Source organism: Pseudomonas sp. XK-1 (assembly GCF_038069885.1).
Taxonomy (GTDB): domain Bacteria; phylum Pseudomonadota; class Gammaproteobacteria; order Pseudomonadales; family Pseudomonadaceae; genus Aquipseudomonas.
The window spans coordinates 545,038-562,023 of the sequence record NZ_JBBPES010000003.1; the positions used below are offsets into that span (position 1 = coordinate 545,038).

General features: G+C 60.9%; 17 protein-coding genes. 9 read left to right on the forward strand and 8 right to left on the reverse strand.

All coding sequences use genetic code 11. The annotated features are described in order from the left end of the window. Positions 1-23 precede the first annotated feature (23 nt). From WMW70_RS10885 to WMW70_RS10900, 4 genes are read right to left on the reverse strand one after another with little or no spacing between them, the layout of a single operon-like run. A complete protein-coding gene (locus tag WMW70_RS10885; protein WP_341437519.1) occupies positions 24-692 on the reverse strand; it encodes a hypothetical protein in 669 nt (222 codons plus the stop codon). Between the two features lie 46 nt (positions 693-738). Continuing rightward, positions 739-1,626, reverse strand: a complete 888-nt coding sequence (locus tag WMW70_RS10890) for a DUF4824 family protein (protein ID WP_341437520.1) — start codon at positions 1,624-1,626, stop codon at positions 739-741. Further along, complete coding sequence (locus WMW70_RS10895; protein WP_341437521.1) at positions 1,623-2,696, reverse strand: DUF2157 domain-containing protein; 1,074 nt, start codon at positions 2,694-2,696, stop codon at positions 1,623-1,625. Before WMW70_RS10895 ends, WMW70_RS10890 begins: the two co-directional genes overlap by 4 nt. Positions 2,697-2,752: 56 nt before the next feature. After that, positions 2,753-4,306 (reverse strand): sigma-54-dependent transcriptional regulator, encoded by a 1,554-nt coding sequence (locus tag WMW70_RS10900; protein ID WP_341437522.1) that lies wholly within the window; start codon positions 4,304-4,306, stop codon positions 2,753-2,755. Between the two features lie 260 nt (positions 4,307-4,566). On the opposite strand from WMW70_RS10900, the gene phhA reads away from it, so the two are divergent. From phhA to ggpS, 6 genes are all read left to right on the forward strand, one after another. Further along, positions 4,567-5,346 carry a phenylalanine 4-monooxygenase gene (gene phhA, locus WMW70_RS10905; protein ID WP_341437523.1) on the forward strand — a complete coding sequence of 260 codons (780 nt, stop codon included), beginning with the start codon at positions 4,567-4,569 and terminating at the stop codon, positions 5,344-5,346. 185 nt (positions 5,347-5,531) lie between these two features. Then, complete coding sequence (locus tag WMW70_RS10910) at positions 5,532-5,888, forward strand: 4a-hydroxytetrahydrobiopterin dehydratase (RefSeq protein ID WP_341437524.1); 357 nt, start codon at positions 5,532-5,534, stop codon at positions 5,886-5,888. Beyond that, entirely contained in the window at positions 5,885-7,081 is a 1,197-nt protein-coding gene (locus WMW70_RS10915; protein ID WP_341437525.1) for an amino acid aminotransferase, read from the forward strand. The genes WMW70_RS10910 and WMW70_RS10915 overlap by 4 nt, the downstream gene beginning before the upstream one ends. A gap of 94 nt (positions 7,082-7,175) precedes the next feature. Beyond that, the gene (locus tag WMW70_RS10920; protein ID WP_341437526.1) at positions 7,176-8,552 is read left to right on the forward strand and encodes a DUF2254 domain-containing protein; all 1,377 of its coding nucleotides are present in this window, start codon (positions 7,176-7,178) and stop codon (positions 8,550-8,552) included. Positions 8,553-8,753: 201 nt separating this feature from the next. Next, the gene (locus WMW70_RS10925) at positions 8,754-10,034 is read left to right on the forward strand and encodes an MFS transporter (RefSeq protein ID WP_341437527.1); all 1,281 of its coding nucleotides are present in this window, start codon (positions 8,754-8,756) and stop codon (positions 10,032-10,034) included. Positions 10,035-10,149: 115 nt separating this feature from the next. Next, positions 10,150-12,423, forward strand: coding sequence for a glucosylglycerol-phosphate synthase (ggpS, locus tag WMW70_RS10930; protein WP_341437528.1), 2,274 nt, complete (start codon positions 10,150-10,152; stop codon positions 12,421-12,423). A gap of 70 nt (positions 12,424-12,493) precedes the next feature. On the opposite strand, the gene WMW70_RS10935 is transcribed toward ggpS, so the two are convergent. The 4 genes from WMW70_RS10935 to WMW70_RS10950 all read right to left on the reverse strand — a co-directional run bounded on the left by WMW70_RS10935 (position 12,494) and on the right by WMW70_RS10950 (position 14,681). Beyond that, positions 12,494-12,841 carry a hypothetical protein gene (locus WMW70_RS10935; RefSeq protein ID WP_341437529.1) on the reverse strand — a complete coding sequence of 116 codons (348 nt, stop codon included), beginning with the start codon at positions 12,839-12,841 and terminating at the stop codon, positions 12,494-12,496. 170 nt (positions 12,842-13,011) lie between these two features. Then, on the reverse strand, positions 13,012-13,431 hold the full coding sequence (locus tag WMW70_RS10940) for a VOC family protein (RefSeq protein ID WP_341437530.1): 420 nt from the start codon (positions 13,429-13,431) through the stop codon (positions 13,012-13,014). Positions 13,432-13,442: 11 nt separating this feature from the next. Beyond that, complete coding sequence (locus WMW70_RS10945) at positions 13,443-13,868, reverse strand: YciI family protein (RefSeq protein WP_341437531.1); 426 nt, start codon at positions 13,866-13,868, stop codon at positions 13,443-13,445. A gap of 138 nt (positions 13,869-14,006) precedes the next feature. After that, on the reverse strand, positions 14,007-14,681 hold the full coding sequence (locus WMW70_RS10950; protein WP_341437532.1) for an alpha/beta fold hydrolase: 675 nt from the start codon (positions 14,679-14,681) through the stop codon (positions 14,007-14,009). A 609-nt stretch (positions 14,682-15,290) separates the two neighbouring features. Between WMW70_RS10950 and WMW70_RS10955 the strand changes: the two genes are divergently transcribed. From WMW70_RS10955 to WMW70_RS10965, 3 genes are all read left to right on the forward strand, one after another. Next, the gene (locus WMW70_RS10955; protein WP_445942131.1) at positions 15,291-15,869 is read left to right on the forward strand and encodes a TetR/AcrR family transcriptional regulator; all 579 of its coding nucleotides are present in this window, start codon (positions 15,291-15,293) and stop codon (positions 15,867-15,869) included. A 53-nt stretch (positions 15,870-15,922) separates the two neighbouring features. Continuing rightward, entirely contained in the window at positions 15,923-16,399 is a 477-nt protein-coding gene (locus WMW70_RS10960; RefSeq protein WP_341437534.1) for a nuclear transport factor 2 family protein, read from the forward strand. Positions 16,400-16,594: 195 nt separating this feature from the next. Beyond that, on the forward strand, positions 16,595-16,986 hold a 392-nt coding region (locus WMW70_RS10965; RefSeq protein WP_341437535.1), incomplete at its 3' end, for a nuclear transport factor 2 family protein.

The window sequence follows — 16,986 nt, forward strand, 5'->3', positions numbered from 1 at the left end:
GCTGCCTGTGATCGCAACGCTCGTCACTGAAAATCCCTGGGCAGCAGAATAAAGGTACCCACCGCCTCCATATGATTGACCCCCAGCTCCATGCCGATCACCGCGATATCCAGGCCGGCCGACTCGCCGAAAGGCAGAAAAACTTGGGCACGCGCCCAGTAGCGCTTGCGCAGAGACCACTTGTCCTTTTGCGCAATCCCCCAAAAGGGCAGCACTTCACCCTTGTAGTTGAAGTGATATTTTGCCAGACCATAGCTGGAGGTCGGGATGGAGGACAGCGGCCCCAGATAGGGAGTCAGATCGCTGGCCGAATTCACCTTACGGTACTCGACGATATTCAGGACGCTGCCCTTGGTGGTCCAGTAATCGCTGTAATAGACCACGTCATCGCGCTTGAGCACATCACGCAGCGGCACCGATCTGGAGAAGTCAGCCGTCAGCTGCGCGACGTAACGCCTGACCGGCTCGGGTGCCGTATCGAGCCGATCCTTGAAGGACAGCAGGTCGATTACCAAGCTGTCATGGGACTTGTCCCAGCGCCCTGGAGGCGGCATGTCGCGGGAGACCCGGTGCAGCTGATAGTGCTGCGAACGCATGTCCGCTTCATGGCTCTGCATATCAGCTCCGGCGGCCCATAGTGCATCACTGAAAAGCAGCGCCGGAAACATCAGGCTGGCCAGCATTCGCCCCATAAACCACCTCCCATAATCCGCACATTGCCATCAGCACCCGAGAATCTCAGCGCGTGCGCTCCTGCAGGTCGACAATCCAGGGCTCCAGCCGCCGACCAAAGGCCAGCGCCACAATGAACTGCTTGTCGTAACTCTTCCCGTGCAGATCGCCTTTTACGCCACCCCGGGGCAGGCTGACAAACAGCTTATGCCAGCGCTGCGGCAGATGGATACGCCCTAGACCGGCGCTTTCGCCGCTGCCGCCCAGCTGCCATTGCCAGCGCTGCTCATCGGGGCGCGGGTCATCGCCCTCGCCCCGCCACGGCAGCCACTGACGGTGGGCAAAGGGCCGCACATGGCCACGAACAATGGCGTAGCGCTGCCGATCCGGGTATCGCGCGCGCAGCGTCTGCCGGTCCAGTCCGAGATCCACCACCATCAGGCGACTGATCCGCTGCTGCTGACTGTCCAGACTACTGGCCGCCTGGCGAGCCTCATCGGCCAGCGCCCGGTTACCCGGATCGAGCCGCTGCAGGCGTTGCGCTTCGGCGTAGCGATCCCTGGCCAGCTGTACCTCACGCTGATAGGCCGGCCCATCCAGCTCCAGCACCAACAAGGCCTCGCGCTGCTGCTGGCGGCTATAGCGGCGCAGGCTGTCATCATCCGGCCCTGCCGGCTGCTGGAACCCCAGCTCAAGCATTTTCTCCAGAGAGATCGACGGATAGAAACCCTCGTCGTCCTCCGCGCTCGGCCAGCGATAATCCAGGCGCAGGCCGATACCGCTGTTCTCTTTGCGCGCGTAGCCATAGTGGCTGAGCAACTCGCGCTCGGACAGTTGCAGGCGACTCTCCGCCGGCTCCTGGCGATTCCAGGCCACACCGAGCAGCACGATGGCATTGACCAGCGCGATCAGACCGAGGCCAGCCACGAGGAAATAACCCTGAGTACCCTTCATTGCCCTACCCCCGCGAATAGCCCATGGCGGCTGCGCAAGCGCCGCAGCACCAGCAGGATCAGCACCGCAATCAAACCCAGCAGTAGGAAGAACAGGTACTTGGGCAACAGCGCCCACCACCAGTCGAACAGCTTGGTGTAGAGAAAGATCACCAAGAAGCTCAGCCCGGTGTTGACCACATCACTCCAGCCACGGCGCACCCCAAGCCAGATCAACGCGGCGGACAGGGCAAAGCCGAGCAACTGATAACCACCTTCGATCAGCGCCGGCGAATAGTTCAGGTAGCTGGCCTCGCCCCAGTGGGACAGCACCAGCACCGTCAACAACAACGCCAGCAGAGCGAACACCCGGTAGATCACGGCAAAGCCCTCATAGCGGCGCTGCGCGATCAGCAGCGGCACGGCAAAGACCAGCAGCGCCGCCGGGAAGAAATTCTCCGGCCGCTCGCCGAAGTCCAGCCAGTAGAGGCCACCCCAACTGCCCACCCGCGCAGCGATAAAGGCCAGCAGGCAGAGAATGCCCGCCGCCAGCAGCAGCCGCGCGTGACAGGCATAAGCCAGCAACAGGGCATAGGCGGCCCAGGGCAACAGAGCCTTGTCCGAAGGGGTGATATTGAAGATCTGCCCGAGCATGACGATATTCAGCACAAAGCAGGTTAGGGCCAGCAGCGCCGCCAGCTTGCTGAAATAACCCGAACCATCGCGCCGACTCAGCCACAGAGCCAAGGCACAGGAACCCAGACTCGCCGCCAGCAGGATGGCCACTTGGCTGACCTCGCCAAACAGCCCCCAGAACTGATAGAAAAGAAAGAACAGGCTGGCGGCCAGGGCCAGTGCGCCGAAAAATGAGGCGACACGCATACCCAAAGACAACTGCCGGGCCTGGTTGTCGTGATCGATATCGAAGGCCGTGCGGTAACTGGCCAGCAACTGCTGCTGATGGCCGTGCAAACGGGCGCGCTGGTCATCGCTCAGGCTTAGCACCTGCTCGGCCTCCAAGCGGGCCAACTCACGGTTGAATACCCCAATATCGTCGGCCCGTTGCTGGGCATCACTGCGGCTGAGGGTCATGGTCGTCCTTGTGATCAGTCCATTGGCTGGCAACACTTTAGCAGGCCGATAGCCCCCTACTCCTTACCCAACCCATGCTGGCGCAACTTGTTGGCGATGGTGGTGTGCGACACCCCCAGGCGCTTGCCCAGCTGACGACTGCTCGGGTGGTCGTGAAACAGGCGCTCGAGCACGGCTTTCTCGAAGCGGCCGAGGATATCGTCCAGCCCGCCTTCCACCGAAAACTCGCCCAAGGGCTGCGGCGCGCCGTAGTCCGGCAGGCGGATATGTTCGAGCTTGACCACGCCGCCATCGCACAGGGAAACGGCCTGGAACAGCACGTTCTCCAACTGACGCACGTTGCCCGGCCAGTGGTAGTGACCGAGTTTATCCAGCACCTGCGGCGCTAGCTTGGGCAGCGGGCAGCCGATCTGCCGGCTGGCCTGGTCGAGAAAATGCTCCACCAGCGGCGGCAGGCCATCCAGGCATTCGCGCAGCGGCGGAATATGCAGGCTGAGCACGTTGAGGCGGTGATAAAGGTCCTGGCGGAACTCGCCCTTGGCGCACAGTTCGGACAGGTCGACCTGGGTGGCGCAGATCACCCGCACATCCAAGTAAACCTCCTCGTCGCTGCCGACCCGGCGGAAGCAGCCGTCCTGCAAAAAACGCAGCAGCTTGGCCTGCAGGCGCGGGCTCATTTCGCCCACGCCATCGAGAAACAGGGTGCCGCCGGCGGTCAGTTCCAGCAGGCCGAGTTTGCCTTCCGGCCGCGCACCTTCGAAGGCACCGGGGCCGTAACCGAACAGTTCGGTCTCGGCCATGGATTCCGGCAAGCCGGCGCAGTTCAGCGCCATAAACGGCGACTGCCCGCGTGGGCTGGCCAGGTGGCAGGCGCGGGCCAGCAGCTCCTTGCCGGTACCGGTTTCGCCTTCGATCAGCAACGGCGCATCCAGAGGTGCCATCCGTCGGGCTTCGCGCACCACGGCGACCATCACCTTGGAACTCTGGAAGATCGAATCGAAACCGCGAAGTTCCTGCTTGCGCACGTTGTAGATGCGCTCGCCCACTCGATCCGCCCGGTGCAGGGTCAGCACCGCGCCGGCCAGGGCGTCGCTCTCGTCATGCTCGGTCTGCAGCGGCGCGATATCGGCGAGAAACACATCACCCTTGACCTTGACCCGCAGTCCGTTGATCCGCGATTTGTTGGCGCGCACCAGTTCCGGCAGGTCGAAGTCCTCGGCGTAGCGCGACAACGGAATGCCCGGCACTTCATCCACCCGCACCCCGAGCAGCTGCGCGGCGCTGCGGTTGGCGGCGACTATGCTGCCGCCCATATCGATCGACAGCACCGGAAAATCCAGGGCTCCGAGCAAGGCATTGAGCTCCAGATGGCGACGCTCGCTGGGCATCAGGCCCACGCGTTTGACGCCGAACACCCCGGAAATCGCCTCGAACTTGGGCCGCAAGGATTGGAACTGCAGGTTGATCAGGTTCGGGCAGTGCAGGTAGATGGCATTGCCCTGCTCGCCACCGACTTCGCCGCGGGCGACGTTGATGCCGTATTCGACCAGCAGGTTGAGGATGTCACGCAGGATGCCAATTCGGTTCTGGCAGTGGACTTTGATACGCATGGCAGGACTCTAAACAGGCTTCTTATGGGCCTTCTGGCGAAAAAATCGACAGATTCGGCGGATTATTCGTCAAGAATATGTGACAGATTAGCGCAGCAGCAAGACGATGCTTCGCCACATCGGCGCATACGTAACCAATTCTTTACGGAATAAACACCCTGTTTATCCATAGCCGGCCCAGTCGAGGGCTGCACAAGCGCAACCACTGGAGTATTTCTGGCTCAAACACAACAACAAAAGCCCCAGCAGGAGGCAGCAGCATGACCCAGTACGTGGCTCGCGAACCGGATGACAGCGGCTTTATCCATTACCCGGAAGCCGAGCATCAGGTGTGGAATACCCTGATCACCCGCCAGCTCAAGGTGATCGAAGGACGCGCCTGCCAGGAATACCTGGACGGTATCGAACAGCTCGGTCTGCCCCATGAGCGCATTCCCCAGCTCGGCGAGATCAACCAGGTGCTGCGGGCCAGCACCGGCTGGAGCGTGGCGCGGGTGCCGGCGCTGATTCCGTTTCAGACCTTCTTCGAGCTGCTGGCCAGCAAGCAGTTTCCGGTGGCGACTTTTATCCGCACGCCTGAGGAGCTGGACTACCTGCAGGAACCGGACATCTTCCACGAGATCTTCGGCCACTGCCCGCTGCTGACCAACCCCTGGTTCGCCGAATTTACCCACACCTACGGCAAGCTCGGCCTGGCTGCCAGCAAGGAGGAGCGCGTGTACCTGGCGCGCCTGTACTGGCTGACCATCGAGTTCGGCCTGGTTGATACCAGCCAGGGCCGACGCATCTACGGCGGCGGCATTCTGTCCTCGCCGAAGGAAACCCTCTACTGCCTGTCCGATGAGCCGCAGCACCTGGCCTTCGACCCAATAGAGGCGATGCGTACGCCCTACCGCATCGACATTTTGCAGCCGCTGTATTTTGTCCTGCCCGAGCTCAAGCGCCTGTTTGAACTGGCCCATGAAGACATCATGGCCATGGTCCAGCAGGCCATGCGCCTGGGTCTGCACGCCCCGAAATTTCCGCCGAAAGCCGCCTAAGGTGGACATGCCGCCAGGCTTGTCCACCCTCATTGCCAGCGGTGGACAAGCTGCGCATGTCCACCCTACTTACTGTAGGAGCGGCCCATGGCCGCGATCGCGGGCATGAACTAGGCGTTCCCGCCGCTCCTACAAAAGGCCTAATCTCAGCCCCATCAATACCCACAGATTGAAGGAAACCCGACATGACCACCCTTGCCCAAGCCCAATGCGAAGCCTGCCGCGCCGATGCGCCGAAAGTCAGTGATGAAGAGCTGGCCGAACTGATCCGCGAGATTCCGGACTGGAATATCGAGGTACGCGACGACCATATGGAACTGGAACGGGTCTACCTGTTCAAGAATTTCCGCCACGCCCTGGCCTTTACCAACGCAGTCGGGGCCATCGCCGAGGAAGTCGGCCATCACCCGGCCCTGCTCACCGAATGGGGCAAGGTCACCGTGACCTGGTGGAGCCATGAAATGCGCGGCCTGCACCGCAACGACTTCATCATGGCCGCACGCACCGATGTGCTGGCTGCAGGTGCCGAGGGCCGCAAGTGAGCCACTTTCACAACATAGTGCGAGTACCTGGCGATCCGATTCTCGGCCTGATGGACGCCTATCGGCTTGATCGCAACCCGGCCAAGCTCGACCTCGGCGTCGGCGTGTACAAGGACGCCCAGGGCCTGACGCCGATTCCCCGCGCGGTAAAGCTCGCCGAACAGCGGCTGGTGGAAAGCGAAACGACCAAGAGCTATATCGGCGGCCATGGCGACCCACTGTTTGGCAGCCTGCTTAGTCAGCTGGTACTGGGTGCCGACAGCCCGCTGCTGGCCGAACGCGCCGGCACCACCCAGACGCCTGGCGGTACCGGTGCGCTGCGTCTGTGTGCGGACTTTATCGCCCACTGCCTGCCGGGTCGCGGCATCTGGCTGAGTGACCCGACCTGGCCGATCCACGAGAGCATCTTTGCTGCCGCCGGCCTACGCGTCGGTCATTACCCCTATGTCGGCGCGGACAACCAGTTGAATGTCGAGGCGATGATCGCCGCCCTCACCCACGTGCCCAAGGGCGATGTGGTGCTGCTGCATGCCTGCTGCCACAACCCCACCGGCTTCGATCTCACCCCGCGCGACTGGAAGCGCGTGCTGGAGGTGGTGAAAGCCCGCGAGCTACTGCCGCTGATCGACTTCGCCTACCAGGGTTTTGGCGATGGCCTGGAGCAGGACGCCTTCGCCGTGCGCCTGTTCGCAGCAGAGTTGCCCGAACTGCTGATCACCAGCTCCTGTTCGAAGAATTTCGGCCTGTACCGCGAGCGCACCGGCGCACTGATCGTCTGCGCCGAGACCGCGGAAAAGCTGCAGGATGTGCGCAGCCAGCTGGCGTTTATCGCGCGCAATCTGTGGTCTACCCCGCCGGCCCACGGCGCAGCGGTGGTCGCCAGCATTCTCGACAATACCGAACTGAAAGCCCTGTGGAGTGAAGAACTGGAGAGCATGCGCCAGCGCGTCGCCAGCCTGCGTGCAGGCCTGGTCGAAGCCCTGCAGCCTTATGGGCTCAGCGAGCGTTTTGCGCATATCGCGCTGCAGCGCGGCATGTTCTCCTACACCGGCCTGAGCCCAACCCAGGTGCAACGCCTGCGTCATGAGTTCAGCGTGTATATGGTCGGCTCAGGCCGAGCGAATATGGCCGGGCTCGACGGTGAGCGCCTGGATCAGCTGGCCAGCGCCATTTCACGCGTCTGCTGCGACTGAAACGCGCCTGAGCCCTGCAGCAGCGGGGCTCAGGTAGCAGCATGGGCCAACAAGCTTGCTATAGTCGCCGTACGCCCATCGCTCCGAGACGCCCGTGCCCCGCTTGTTGAACTTAGTCTTCCGCCTGTACCAGCGCATCTTGCAGAGCCTGGCCTTCTATCCGACGCTGATCGCATTGGGCTTCTTCGTTTTGTGCCTGCTGAGCATGAGCATCGAATACCAGCCCTGGATGATGTCGCTCAAAGGCAAGATTGATATCGGCCTGGTGCGCAATGCCGAAAATGCCCGCCTGATTCTGGGCACACTGGTCGGCGGCATCCTGTCGCTGATGGTGTTCAGCTTCTCCATGGTCATGGTGGTGCTCAACAATGCCGCCGCCGCGCTGTCACCGCGCGTAGTGCCCGGCCTGATCAGCGATAAAAGCCATCAGAAGACCCTGGGGTTCTACCTCGGCACCATCCTCTTCTCGCTGCTGCTGATCACCACGATTGAACTGGACAACTCAACCCAGGTACCCAGCCTCGGCGTACTGATGGCACTGGCGATGGGCCTCGCCTGCCTGGGCCTGTTTGTGCACTTTATCCACTCGATTTCCCGCTCGATTCAGGTGGAGTACATCCTCAACAATCTGTACCACACCACCCTGACGAAACTCGCCGCGCGCGAAGCCAAGCTGGCCTCTATCGACAATCTGCCCAGTTGGCCAGAGGATCAAAACTGGCAGGAAATCTGCGCACAACGCAGTGGTTATTTCAAAGAGATCAACGTCAACACGATCAACACAATCTTGTGCGAGCACGACCTGCGCATGACCGTGATGATCCATCGTGGGTTCTTTGTGATGAGTGGCCGGCCGCTGTTCAAGCTCGACCGCGAGGTCGATCCTGCGATTAGCGATGCGCTGCTCGACTGCTTCGATTTCTTTCTCGAGGAATACGCCCACACCCACTACCTGTTTGGCTGCACGCAGATGTCGGAAATCGCCGTCAAGGCGCTCAGCCCAGGCATCAACGACCCCGGCACGGCGATTACCGCCATCGACCTGCTCAGCGTGCTGTTCAGCAAGCGCCTGCCCCTGCCGGACCTGGATGTCACCCTGACGGACGACGGCCCACCGCGTCTCTGGCATTACGAACTCTCGCTGGATGAGTTGCTGCAACAGGTATTCGGCCCCATTCGCCACTACGGTTGCGCCGATGTGAGTGTGCTGCTCGGTTTGCTGCAAGCCTTCAAGAATCTGCTCTACCAGCCGCTGCGCACTACGCAGAAAACCGATCTGCTGCGGCATGTGCGCAGCGTGCAGGAAACTGCCGATCAGCACCTGAGCAACGGCCGTGATCGCGAATCCATCAACCAGCTGCTCGAACGTATCAACCAGGCCAGTTCAGCCCTGGAGCCTATTGCGCTGCTTGGCATACCCGGCACGACAAACGCCGAACAACCTTCTAGCGCCGCGAAGACAACCTTGTAGCGGCCGAGGCCGCGAACGGTATTGGTGCAGCACGGCGTTACAACGCCCTCGGCACGCGCAAAACCAACGACTTAAAATATTCAAAGACCGTTTATCTATAAAAATAACTGTTTTAAAATAACAACTTAATTAGTTACCTAGCTAAGCACTGGCACCTTTCATGCTTGCGTTCACAGGCATAGTCCCCTAGGGTAGGTCGCCATGTGGTCCCTGATTGCCCCTATCAGCTCGTTGCTCGGTGGGGTTGCTTTACTCCTCCTCGGCAATGGCCTGCTAAACACCCTACTGACCCTGCGTGGCGTCGCCGAAGGCTACTCCACCGGGATGCTCGGACTGATCATGTCCGGGTACTTTGTCGGTTTTCTCCTTGGCACCTGGCTAGCGATTCCGCTGGTCCGCCGCGTTGGGCATATCCGTGCGTTTGCCTTTTGCGCAGCGCTGGCTGCCATCACCGCCCTGCTCCATGTGCTGATCATTGACCCCTGGGTCTGGCTGGGCCTGCGTGTGCTCTACGGCCTGGCGCTGGTCAGCCTGTATATGGTGATCGAGAGCTGGCTTAACGCTCAGGTGCCCAACGACAAACGCGGCCAGGTGTTCGCCGTGTACATGGCGGTCAACCTCGGCGCGCTGGCCGCCGCCCAGCAGCTGCTCAACCTGGCTTCCCCGAGCGACTTCGTGCTGTTTGTGCTGGCCGCCATGCTGATCAGCGCGGCCTTGATGCCCATTACCCTGACCCGGCAGGTGCAGCCCAGCGTACCGGACACCCTGCACACCAACCTGCGCCAGATCGCTGGTATCGCCCCGCTGGCGCTGGCCGCTGCGGGTTTATCCGGCCTGGCCCTGGGTGCGTTCTGGGGCATGGCCCCGGTATACGCCAGCCTGAACGGCTTCGACGCCACTGGCGTGGGTTTGCTGATGAGCAGCGCGATTCTTGGCGGCGCGTTACTGCAATGGCCGATCGGCATCTACTCGGACAGGCATGACCGCCGCCAGGTGCTGTTCTGGGTGGTCGTGCTGTCGGTAGTGGTCGCAGTACTGATGAGCCTGCTGCCCGCCGGCCGCCTGCTGCTGGGGCTGATGTTTATCTGGGGCGGCCTGGCCTTTGCCATCTACCCCATCGCCGTGGCGCAGCTGATCGACCAGTTGCACAGCGATGAAATTCTCGCCGGTTCCAGCAGTCTACTGATGGTTAATGGTATCGGTTCGGTATGCGGCCCACTGCTCGCCGGCCTGCTGATGCAGCACCTCGGTGCCCAGGCACTGCCGCTGTATTTCGCCGCCACCCTGGGCCTGCTCGCGGCTTACACGCTGTACCGCCTGCGCCATGTCAGCGACCTGGTCAGCGCGCCGGCCGGGCACTTTATGCCCATGCTGCGCACCAGCCATACGGTGCTGGAGCTGATGCCCGACACACCGCCCAGCGACCACGAACAGCAACCCACCTCGCCAACCGAAGAGGAACCAGCCCCAACCACCCCGTAGCCATGCGCTGTACTCACGCCCCGGCGGTGAGTACAGCACATGCCTGCCCTTTATCAGCACGTCGGCCCATGTCGGCGCGTCACTGCACCCACTTAACTGGACAGGAAGACAGCGCATGTTACTTGCCACCGATCTCGATGGAACCTTTCTCGGCGGCGATCCCAAGGATCGCCTGAGTCTCTACCAGACCATTGCCGCCCACCCGGAAATCCGCCTGGCCTATGTCACCGGGCGCAGCCTGGAGTCGGTTCTGCCATTGCTGGCAGACCCGACCCTGCCGCAACCGGATTTCATCATCTCCGACGTCGGTGCCAGCCTGGTGCATGGCGACAGCCTGCAATCGATTCAGCCGCTGCAAAATGCGGTGGACGCCCTCTGGCCCGGCGAAAGCCAGGTCGCCAGCGCCATCGAGCGCTTTGCCCTGGAGCGCCAGGACGTACCGCAGGTACGCCGCTGCTCCTACTTCTGCAGCCCGGAAGAGGCGGCCAACCCGGCCCTGCTGGAAGCAGCGGACGCCCTGGGTTGCGACCTGCTCTACTCAGCCGAACGCTACCTGGACTTCCTGCCCAAGGGCGTCAACAAGGGCAGCAGCCTGCAAGCGCTGGTCGAGTGGCTGGAACTGGACAACGACCAGGTGCTGACCGCCGGCGACACGCTCAATGACCTCTCCATGCTTAGCGGCCAGTTCAAGGGCGTGTGTGTGGGCGAATCCGAAGACGGCCTGCTGCAGGCCACCCGTCAGCATTCGCGGGTACTCCATGCCGAGCGCGCCGGTTGTGGCGGCATTCTCGAAGCCTTCGTGCACTTCGGCTTTCTCGGCAAGCAGGGTATCGCCGCCGAAGGCAAGCAGGTCGCCGAGCCGGGCAAGGCCGACCTGGTGATGGTCTATCACCGCCTGCCCTATGAGGAATTCCGCGGCAGCGACGGCAAGCTGCAGCGCCGCCGTCCGACCTCGCCGAACGGCATTATCCCGACCCTCTTGAGCTTTTTCGGCGATGGCCGCGCCGGCTCCTGGATCGCCTGGGCCGAACATGACGAAAACAGCAGCGAAGCCTTCGACACCCACACCACGGTGGATGCCGAACGCTACCCCAGACTGACCGCCGCACGGGTGGCGCTGAGCAAGGAAGAGGTCGATATCTTCTACAAGCGCTTCTCCAAGGAAGCCTTCTGGCCAACCCTGCACACCTTCTGGGAGCGCGCGCAGTTCCGCGAGGACGACTGGCAGGTATTCCTCAAGGTCAACCGCGCCTTTGCCGAGCGCACCGCCCTGGAAGCCGCCGAAGGGGCCATCGTCTGGCTGCACGACTACAACCTGTGGATGGTCCCCGGTTACCTGCGCGAACTGCGTCCGGACCTGCGCATCGCCTTCTTCCACCACACCTACTTCCCCTCGGCGGATGTATTCAACGTGCTGCCCTGGCGTCGGCAGATCATCGGCAGCCTGTTGCAGTGCGACTACATCGGCTTCCATATCCCGCGTCAGGTGGAAAACTTCGTCGATGCCGCCCGCGGCGTGATGCCGTTGCAGACCATCAGCCGACAGAACTGCGCGCCGCGCTTTATCACCTATGGCTGCGCTGTGGGCCTGGAGCGCATGACCACCGCCGTCGATACCGGCAGCCGCGTGGTCAAGCTCGGTGCCCATCCGGTGGGCCTGGATATCGAGCGGGTGCGCAACGCCCTGGCCGCGCCGAAGATCAAGGAAATGATGGAACGCCTGCGCGCCGAACTCAGCGGCGTCAGGCTAATCCTCTCGGTGGAACGCCTCGACTACACCAAGGGCATCCTGGAAAAACTCAACGCCTACGAACGCCTGCTGGAGGAAAACCCCGAGCTGCTCGGCAAGGTCACCCTGGTCACCGTCTGCGTGCCAGCAGCCAAGGAAATGACCATCTATGACGAGCTGCAAGGGCAGATCGAGCAGGCCGTGGGCCGCATCAATGGTCGCTTTGCGCGCATCGGCTGGACGCCGTTGCAGTTCTTCTTCCGCAGCCTGCCGTTTGAAGAGGTCAGCGCCTGGTACGCCATGGCCGACGTGATGTGGATCACCCCGCTGCGCGACGGCCTCAACCTGGTGGCCAAGGAATTCGTCGCCGCCCAGGGCCTGCTCGGTGGCAGCGGCGTGCTGGTGCTGTCGGAATTCGCCGGGGCCGCGGCCGAACTCAAGGGTGCCCTGCTGACCAACCCCCACGATCCGATGGACATGGCCCAGACCTGCTACCTGGCCCTGAACATGCCCAGGGACGAGGCCCAGGCGCGCCTGCGCGAGCTGTTCGATATCGTCAGTTACAACGATATCCGCCGCTGGGGCGACGAGTTCCTCTCCGGCGTCAATGAACTGGGCGAGGACCGGCTGCAGCAGGCCCTGGGTCTGGTCAATATGTAAGTACTGAGGGATGCGCGGCGGCCCGCCTTCGTGGGGCCGCCATGCGCAGCCATAGCCCACGGGTTTTGGGCTAGTAGCCGCCCCCAGTGCCATGACCGCGGCGCGGCTTACCGTACTTTTTGTTCAGGCGTGGCGGTACATTCTTATGGCCTCTGGCCCAGGGCCCATCGGGGCGCTCGGACCAGTGCCAGGCATCGCCATGCCAGCGGTAATAGAGACGATCCCGGTAATACAGATGCGGCCAGCCCAGCACCACATAGACATCCAGATCGGGGTCCCAGCGCCATTCGACACGGGGTGGCGGTGCATAACGATAGTGCGGGGTTTCGACCCAGCGCCCGCGATCGCCGCCGACCTGCACGGTACAGGCTGCCAGCGGCATTAACAGAACAAGACACAACAGATAGCGCAGCTTCATGGCCGAACCCTCCTGCAGGCTTATACCTGAGAGCTTAGACCCAAGCAGCTGCCGGCAGTTTCAGCCGTTCGCGGCTCCTGCCCTTATCCGCCGCGGATCTACAGCCCAGCAGCGCCCTGGTGTGCCCGCCAAAGCGGCGGGCACCTCTATCGAAGCAGTCCAGCGGGCGCTCAGCCCATCTGGCTGTCCACCTCGCAGTTGATCATCCAGGACACCCCGAAACGGTCGGTGAACATGGCGAAAAGCGTGGCCCAGAAGGTCTGCTGCAGCTCCATCTGCACCGAGCCACCAGCCGACAGCGCGGCATACAACCGCTCGGCCTCGGGGACGTTGCCCACCTGCAGGGAAATCGAACAACCCTTGATCCCTTCATAGGGGTGCATCGGCAGGCTGTCAGAGGCCATCAGCAACTGGTCGCCCACCTTCAGGCAGGCATGCATGATGCGCTGCTGGTACTCCGCTGGAACCTCCATTTCCTCCGGGCTGTCGGCGTAGCGCATCATTTCCAGGGTGCCGCCCAGGCACTGGGCGTAGTAGTTGAAAGCGGCCTCACATTGGCCGTCGAACATCAGATAGGCATGAATCTTCATCGCAACTCTCCTTAGTGTTCGCTGCTAATACGCGTACGAATACGTACTTCCTGTTCGCGCAATTCGGGGGTGAACTCGGCACCGAAGTCCTCGGCCTCGAAGATCTGCCGGATCTCGATCTCGCTGTCCCCCAGCATGGGGTTGGGACAGCGTCTGACCCACTCGATGCAGGCCTCAAGCGAGGCCACCTGGAAGATCCAGAAGCCGGCGATCAGCTCCTTGGTCTCGATAAAAGGGCCATCGACCACCGTGCGCTGGTTGCCGGAGAACTTCACCCGCGCGCCCTTGGCGCTGGGCTGCAGGCCTTCGCCGGCAAGCATCACGCCGGCCTCGACCAGTTCCTCGTTGTAACGGCCCATGGCCGCCAACAGTTCCTCGCTGGGCATCACTCCGGCTTCTGAATCCGCAGTGGCCTTGACTATCACCATAAAACGCATCGCCTTTCTCCTTGTCCGGCTCGAAAAACCGCAAGCAGGGAGCGCTATACGCCCTACTGCAGACAGCGAACCCATGGCAGGGTTCTAAACCATAGTCGAGCGAGCGACGGGCGAATCGACAGTCGTCGGAAAAATCTTTCAGGCGAGTTGCAGCGCGGCTTTCAGCGCAGAGAGAAAAGACTCGGGCTGTTCCAGCATCATCAGGTGGCCGGCGTCGGCGACCAGCGCCTGGCTGGCGGCGGCCTCCTCGGCCCATTGCGGTACATGCCAGCCGGCGCGCGAACGCACCCCGGCCAGCAAATGCACGGGATGACTGACAAAGACCCGGCGCAGGCCAGCCTGATAGCTCGCCGGCGCGGTCAGCTCGACCACCGAACGCGCCATGGCCTGCAACGTGCTGGCCGGCTGCTGGGCCAGCCAGTGCTCGGCAATCGCCAGGCTGCGCGCATCGGCCTGGACCCCGGCGCGCTCCAGCCAGGCGGCCGGCGCGGCACGAAAACCCTCGAGCATGGCGCAGGCCTCGGCCGCCGGCATACGCGCCACCGCAGCCGACCAGAAGGCATCGTCGAGGCTGAAATTACCTTCCACGCTGACCAGGCTGCGCACCTGCTGGCCATGGGCCTGGGCGAACAGCATCGCCACCACCCCACCCACCGAGTGCCCCACCAGGTGCACCGCCTCGCCGGGGAAATGCCGCTCGATCAACCGCTGCAGATGCGCCACCTGCGCCGGCAGATCGATAGCCTCAGGCGGCACCTCGCGCTGCGTGCCATAACCGAGCAGATCGGGTGCCAGCGCCCGCCCGGGGGGCAAAGGCGGCGGTCATATCGGGCAGCTGCAGCGTGCCGATCAGACCGTGGATAAAGACGATGGGGCTAGGCATAGCGAAATCCTTTTCCGGGCAAGCAGACGAAATAGCGAGCTTACATCCGTAGCCTGCCCGCAGGACACAGCGCGCACCCAGCATATGCCGCGCGGCAGGGTGCTTGCAGGTCGGTGGTTTGCGAGCCGTTATGGCCCTTTGTGACGGGTAGAAAGCGGCCAGACGCGGACATTCAAGTCATGCAGCTTTCGACCCATAGCAGACGTCCTATAATCACTTCGCTTCACACCGATGGCCTGGCCTTCCACCAACAAAGCAAGGACGGCTCAATGATCTACTGCCGGATTGGCCCACTATCCCGCACAGCGATTGAACTGGTCGAGTCTGAATCGCCTGAGCCCTCAGATAGAAGACGCCGGCATTCCTAGGCTGCAAGGCTGACAATCAGGCCTTGTTGTCGCACCGGCCCGGCGATGACGAAAGACACGGGGTCCGGACAAATCTGCGCGCAGGACGCCATTAAAATTACCACCCAACCCGCAATCAAAAAAATTCAGTAGAAGCTTGACCAGGGAGAACGATCGTTCTACTCTAAATACATGGATAAGCCAATGACCGATACACGCGAAAAAATTCTTGCTACCGCCGAGAAGCTCATTTACGAAAATGGTATTCATGCCACTGGTATGGACCTCTTGGTAAAGACCTCGGGAGTAGCACGTAAAAGTATTTATCGCCATTTTTCTAACAAAGACGACATAGCGGCAGCGGCATTAAATGCACGGGATGTACGCTGGATGCAGTGGTTCAGAGGTGAATGCGAAAAAGCGGCAACTCCGCAGGATCGTATTATCAACATTTTCGCTGTACTTAAGAGTTGGTTCGAGTCAGACGGTTTTCGGGGATGTGCTTTTATTAATACAGCCGGAGAGGTAGGCAACGTAGACGACCCTATCCGTCATATCGCAAAACTGCATAAACAGAAGCTACTTGATTATACGTTAGAGCTGGCCAGCCAATTAGGCATCGAAGATCCGAAGTCCTTGGCTAAACAATTGTTTGTGTTGATAGAGGGCGCGATAACTGTTGCACGAGTAATGGGTGACTACACTGCCACAGATAGCGCAAGAGAAACAGCCAGAGTATTGCTTAAAGAAGTACAGCGCATAAGCGTTTGAAGCTGCAGAAACACCAACTTAAATGAACCATCCAAAAGATTGGAGGCACTACCATGTCCAATGCACCAGTTCGCCCACCACTTCCTCCTTTCACTCGCGAATCGGCGATTGAAAAAGTTCGACTCGCTGAGGATGGCTGGAACAGCCGAGATCCAGAAAAAGTTTCGCTTGCCTATACGCTGGACACCAAATGGCGTAACCGCGTCGAATTCGCTACCAATCGCGAAGAAGCCAAAGGTTTCCTCACTCGCAAATGGAAAAAGGAGCTGGATTACCGTCTGATTAAAGAACTCTGGGCCTTCACCGACAATCGCATCGCCGTCCGTTACGCCTACGAATGGCACGATGATTCGGGTAACTGGTTCCGTTCCTACGGCAACGAAAACTGGGAGTTTGAAGCAGATGGTTTGATGCATCGCCGCTTCGCCTGCGTCAACGACATGCCAATCAAGGAAAGCGAGCGTAAGTTCTTCTGGCCATTGGGTCGTCGCCCGGACGATCACCCAAGCTTGACTGAGTTGGGCCTGTAAGCACTCCCGTTCATATTTTCTGACGCGCTTTTAGGGTAAGGGATTAATTTCTGCCACTAATGGTAGTTGTCGGCTGCGTTCTAGCAGCTGCTGCATAAAGTTCTGGAATATCGCTTTAGCCAGGTCTAACTATATCGGCCTAGCTCCATAACTACTGACTCTATTGAGTGATCTAATTAACTCGGAGGCATCACCATGTCTAATGCACAAGCTCGCCCGCCACTTCCACCTTTCACTCGTGAAACTGCGATTGAAAAAGTTCGACTCGCTGAGGATGGCTGGAACAGCCGAGATCCAGAAAAAGTTTCGCTTGCCTATACGCTGGACACCAAATGGCGTAACCGCGCCGAATTCGCTACCAATCGCGAAGAAGCCAAAGGTTTCCTCACTCGCAAATGGAAAAAGGAGCTGGATTACCGTTTGATTAAAGAACTCTGGGCCTTCACCGACAATCGCATCGCCGTCCGTTACGCCTACGAATGGCACGATGATTCGGGTAACTGGTTCCGTTCCTACGGCAACGAAAACTGGGAGTTTGAAGCAGATGGTTTGATGCATCGCCGCTTCGCCTGCGTCAACGACATGCC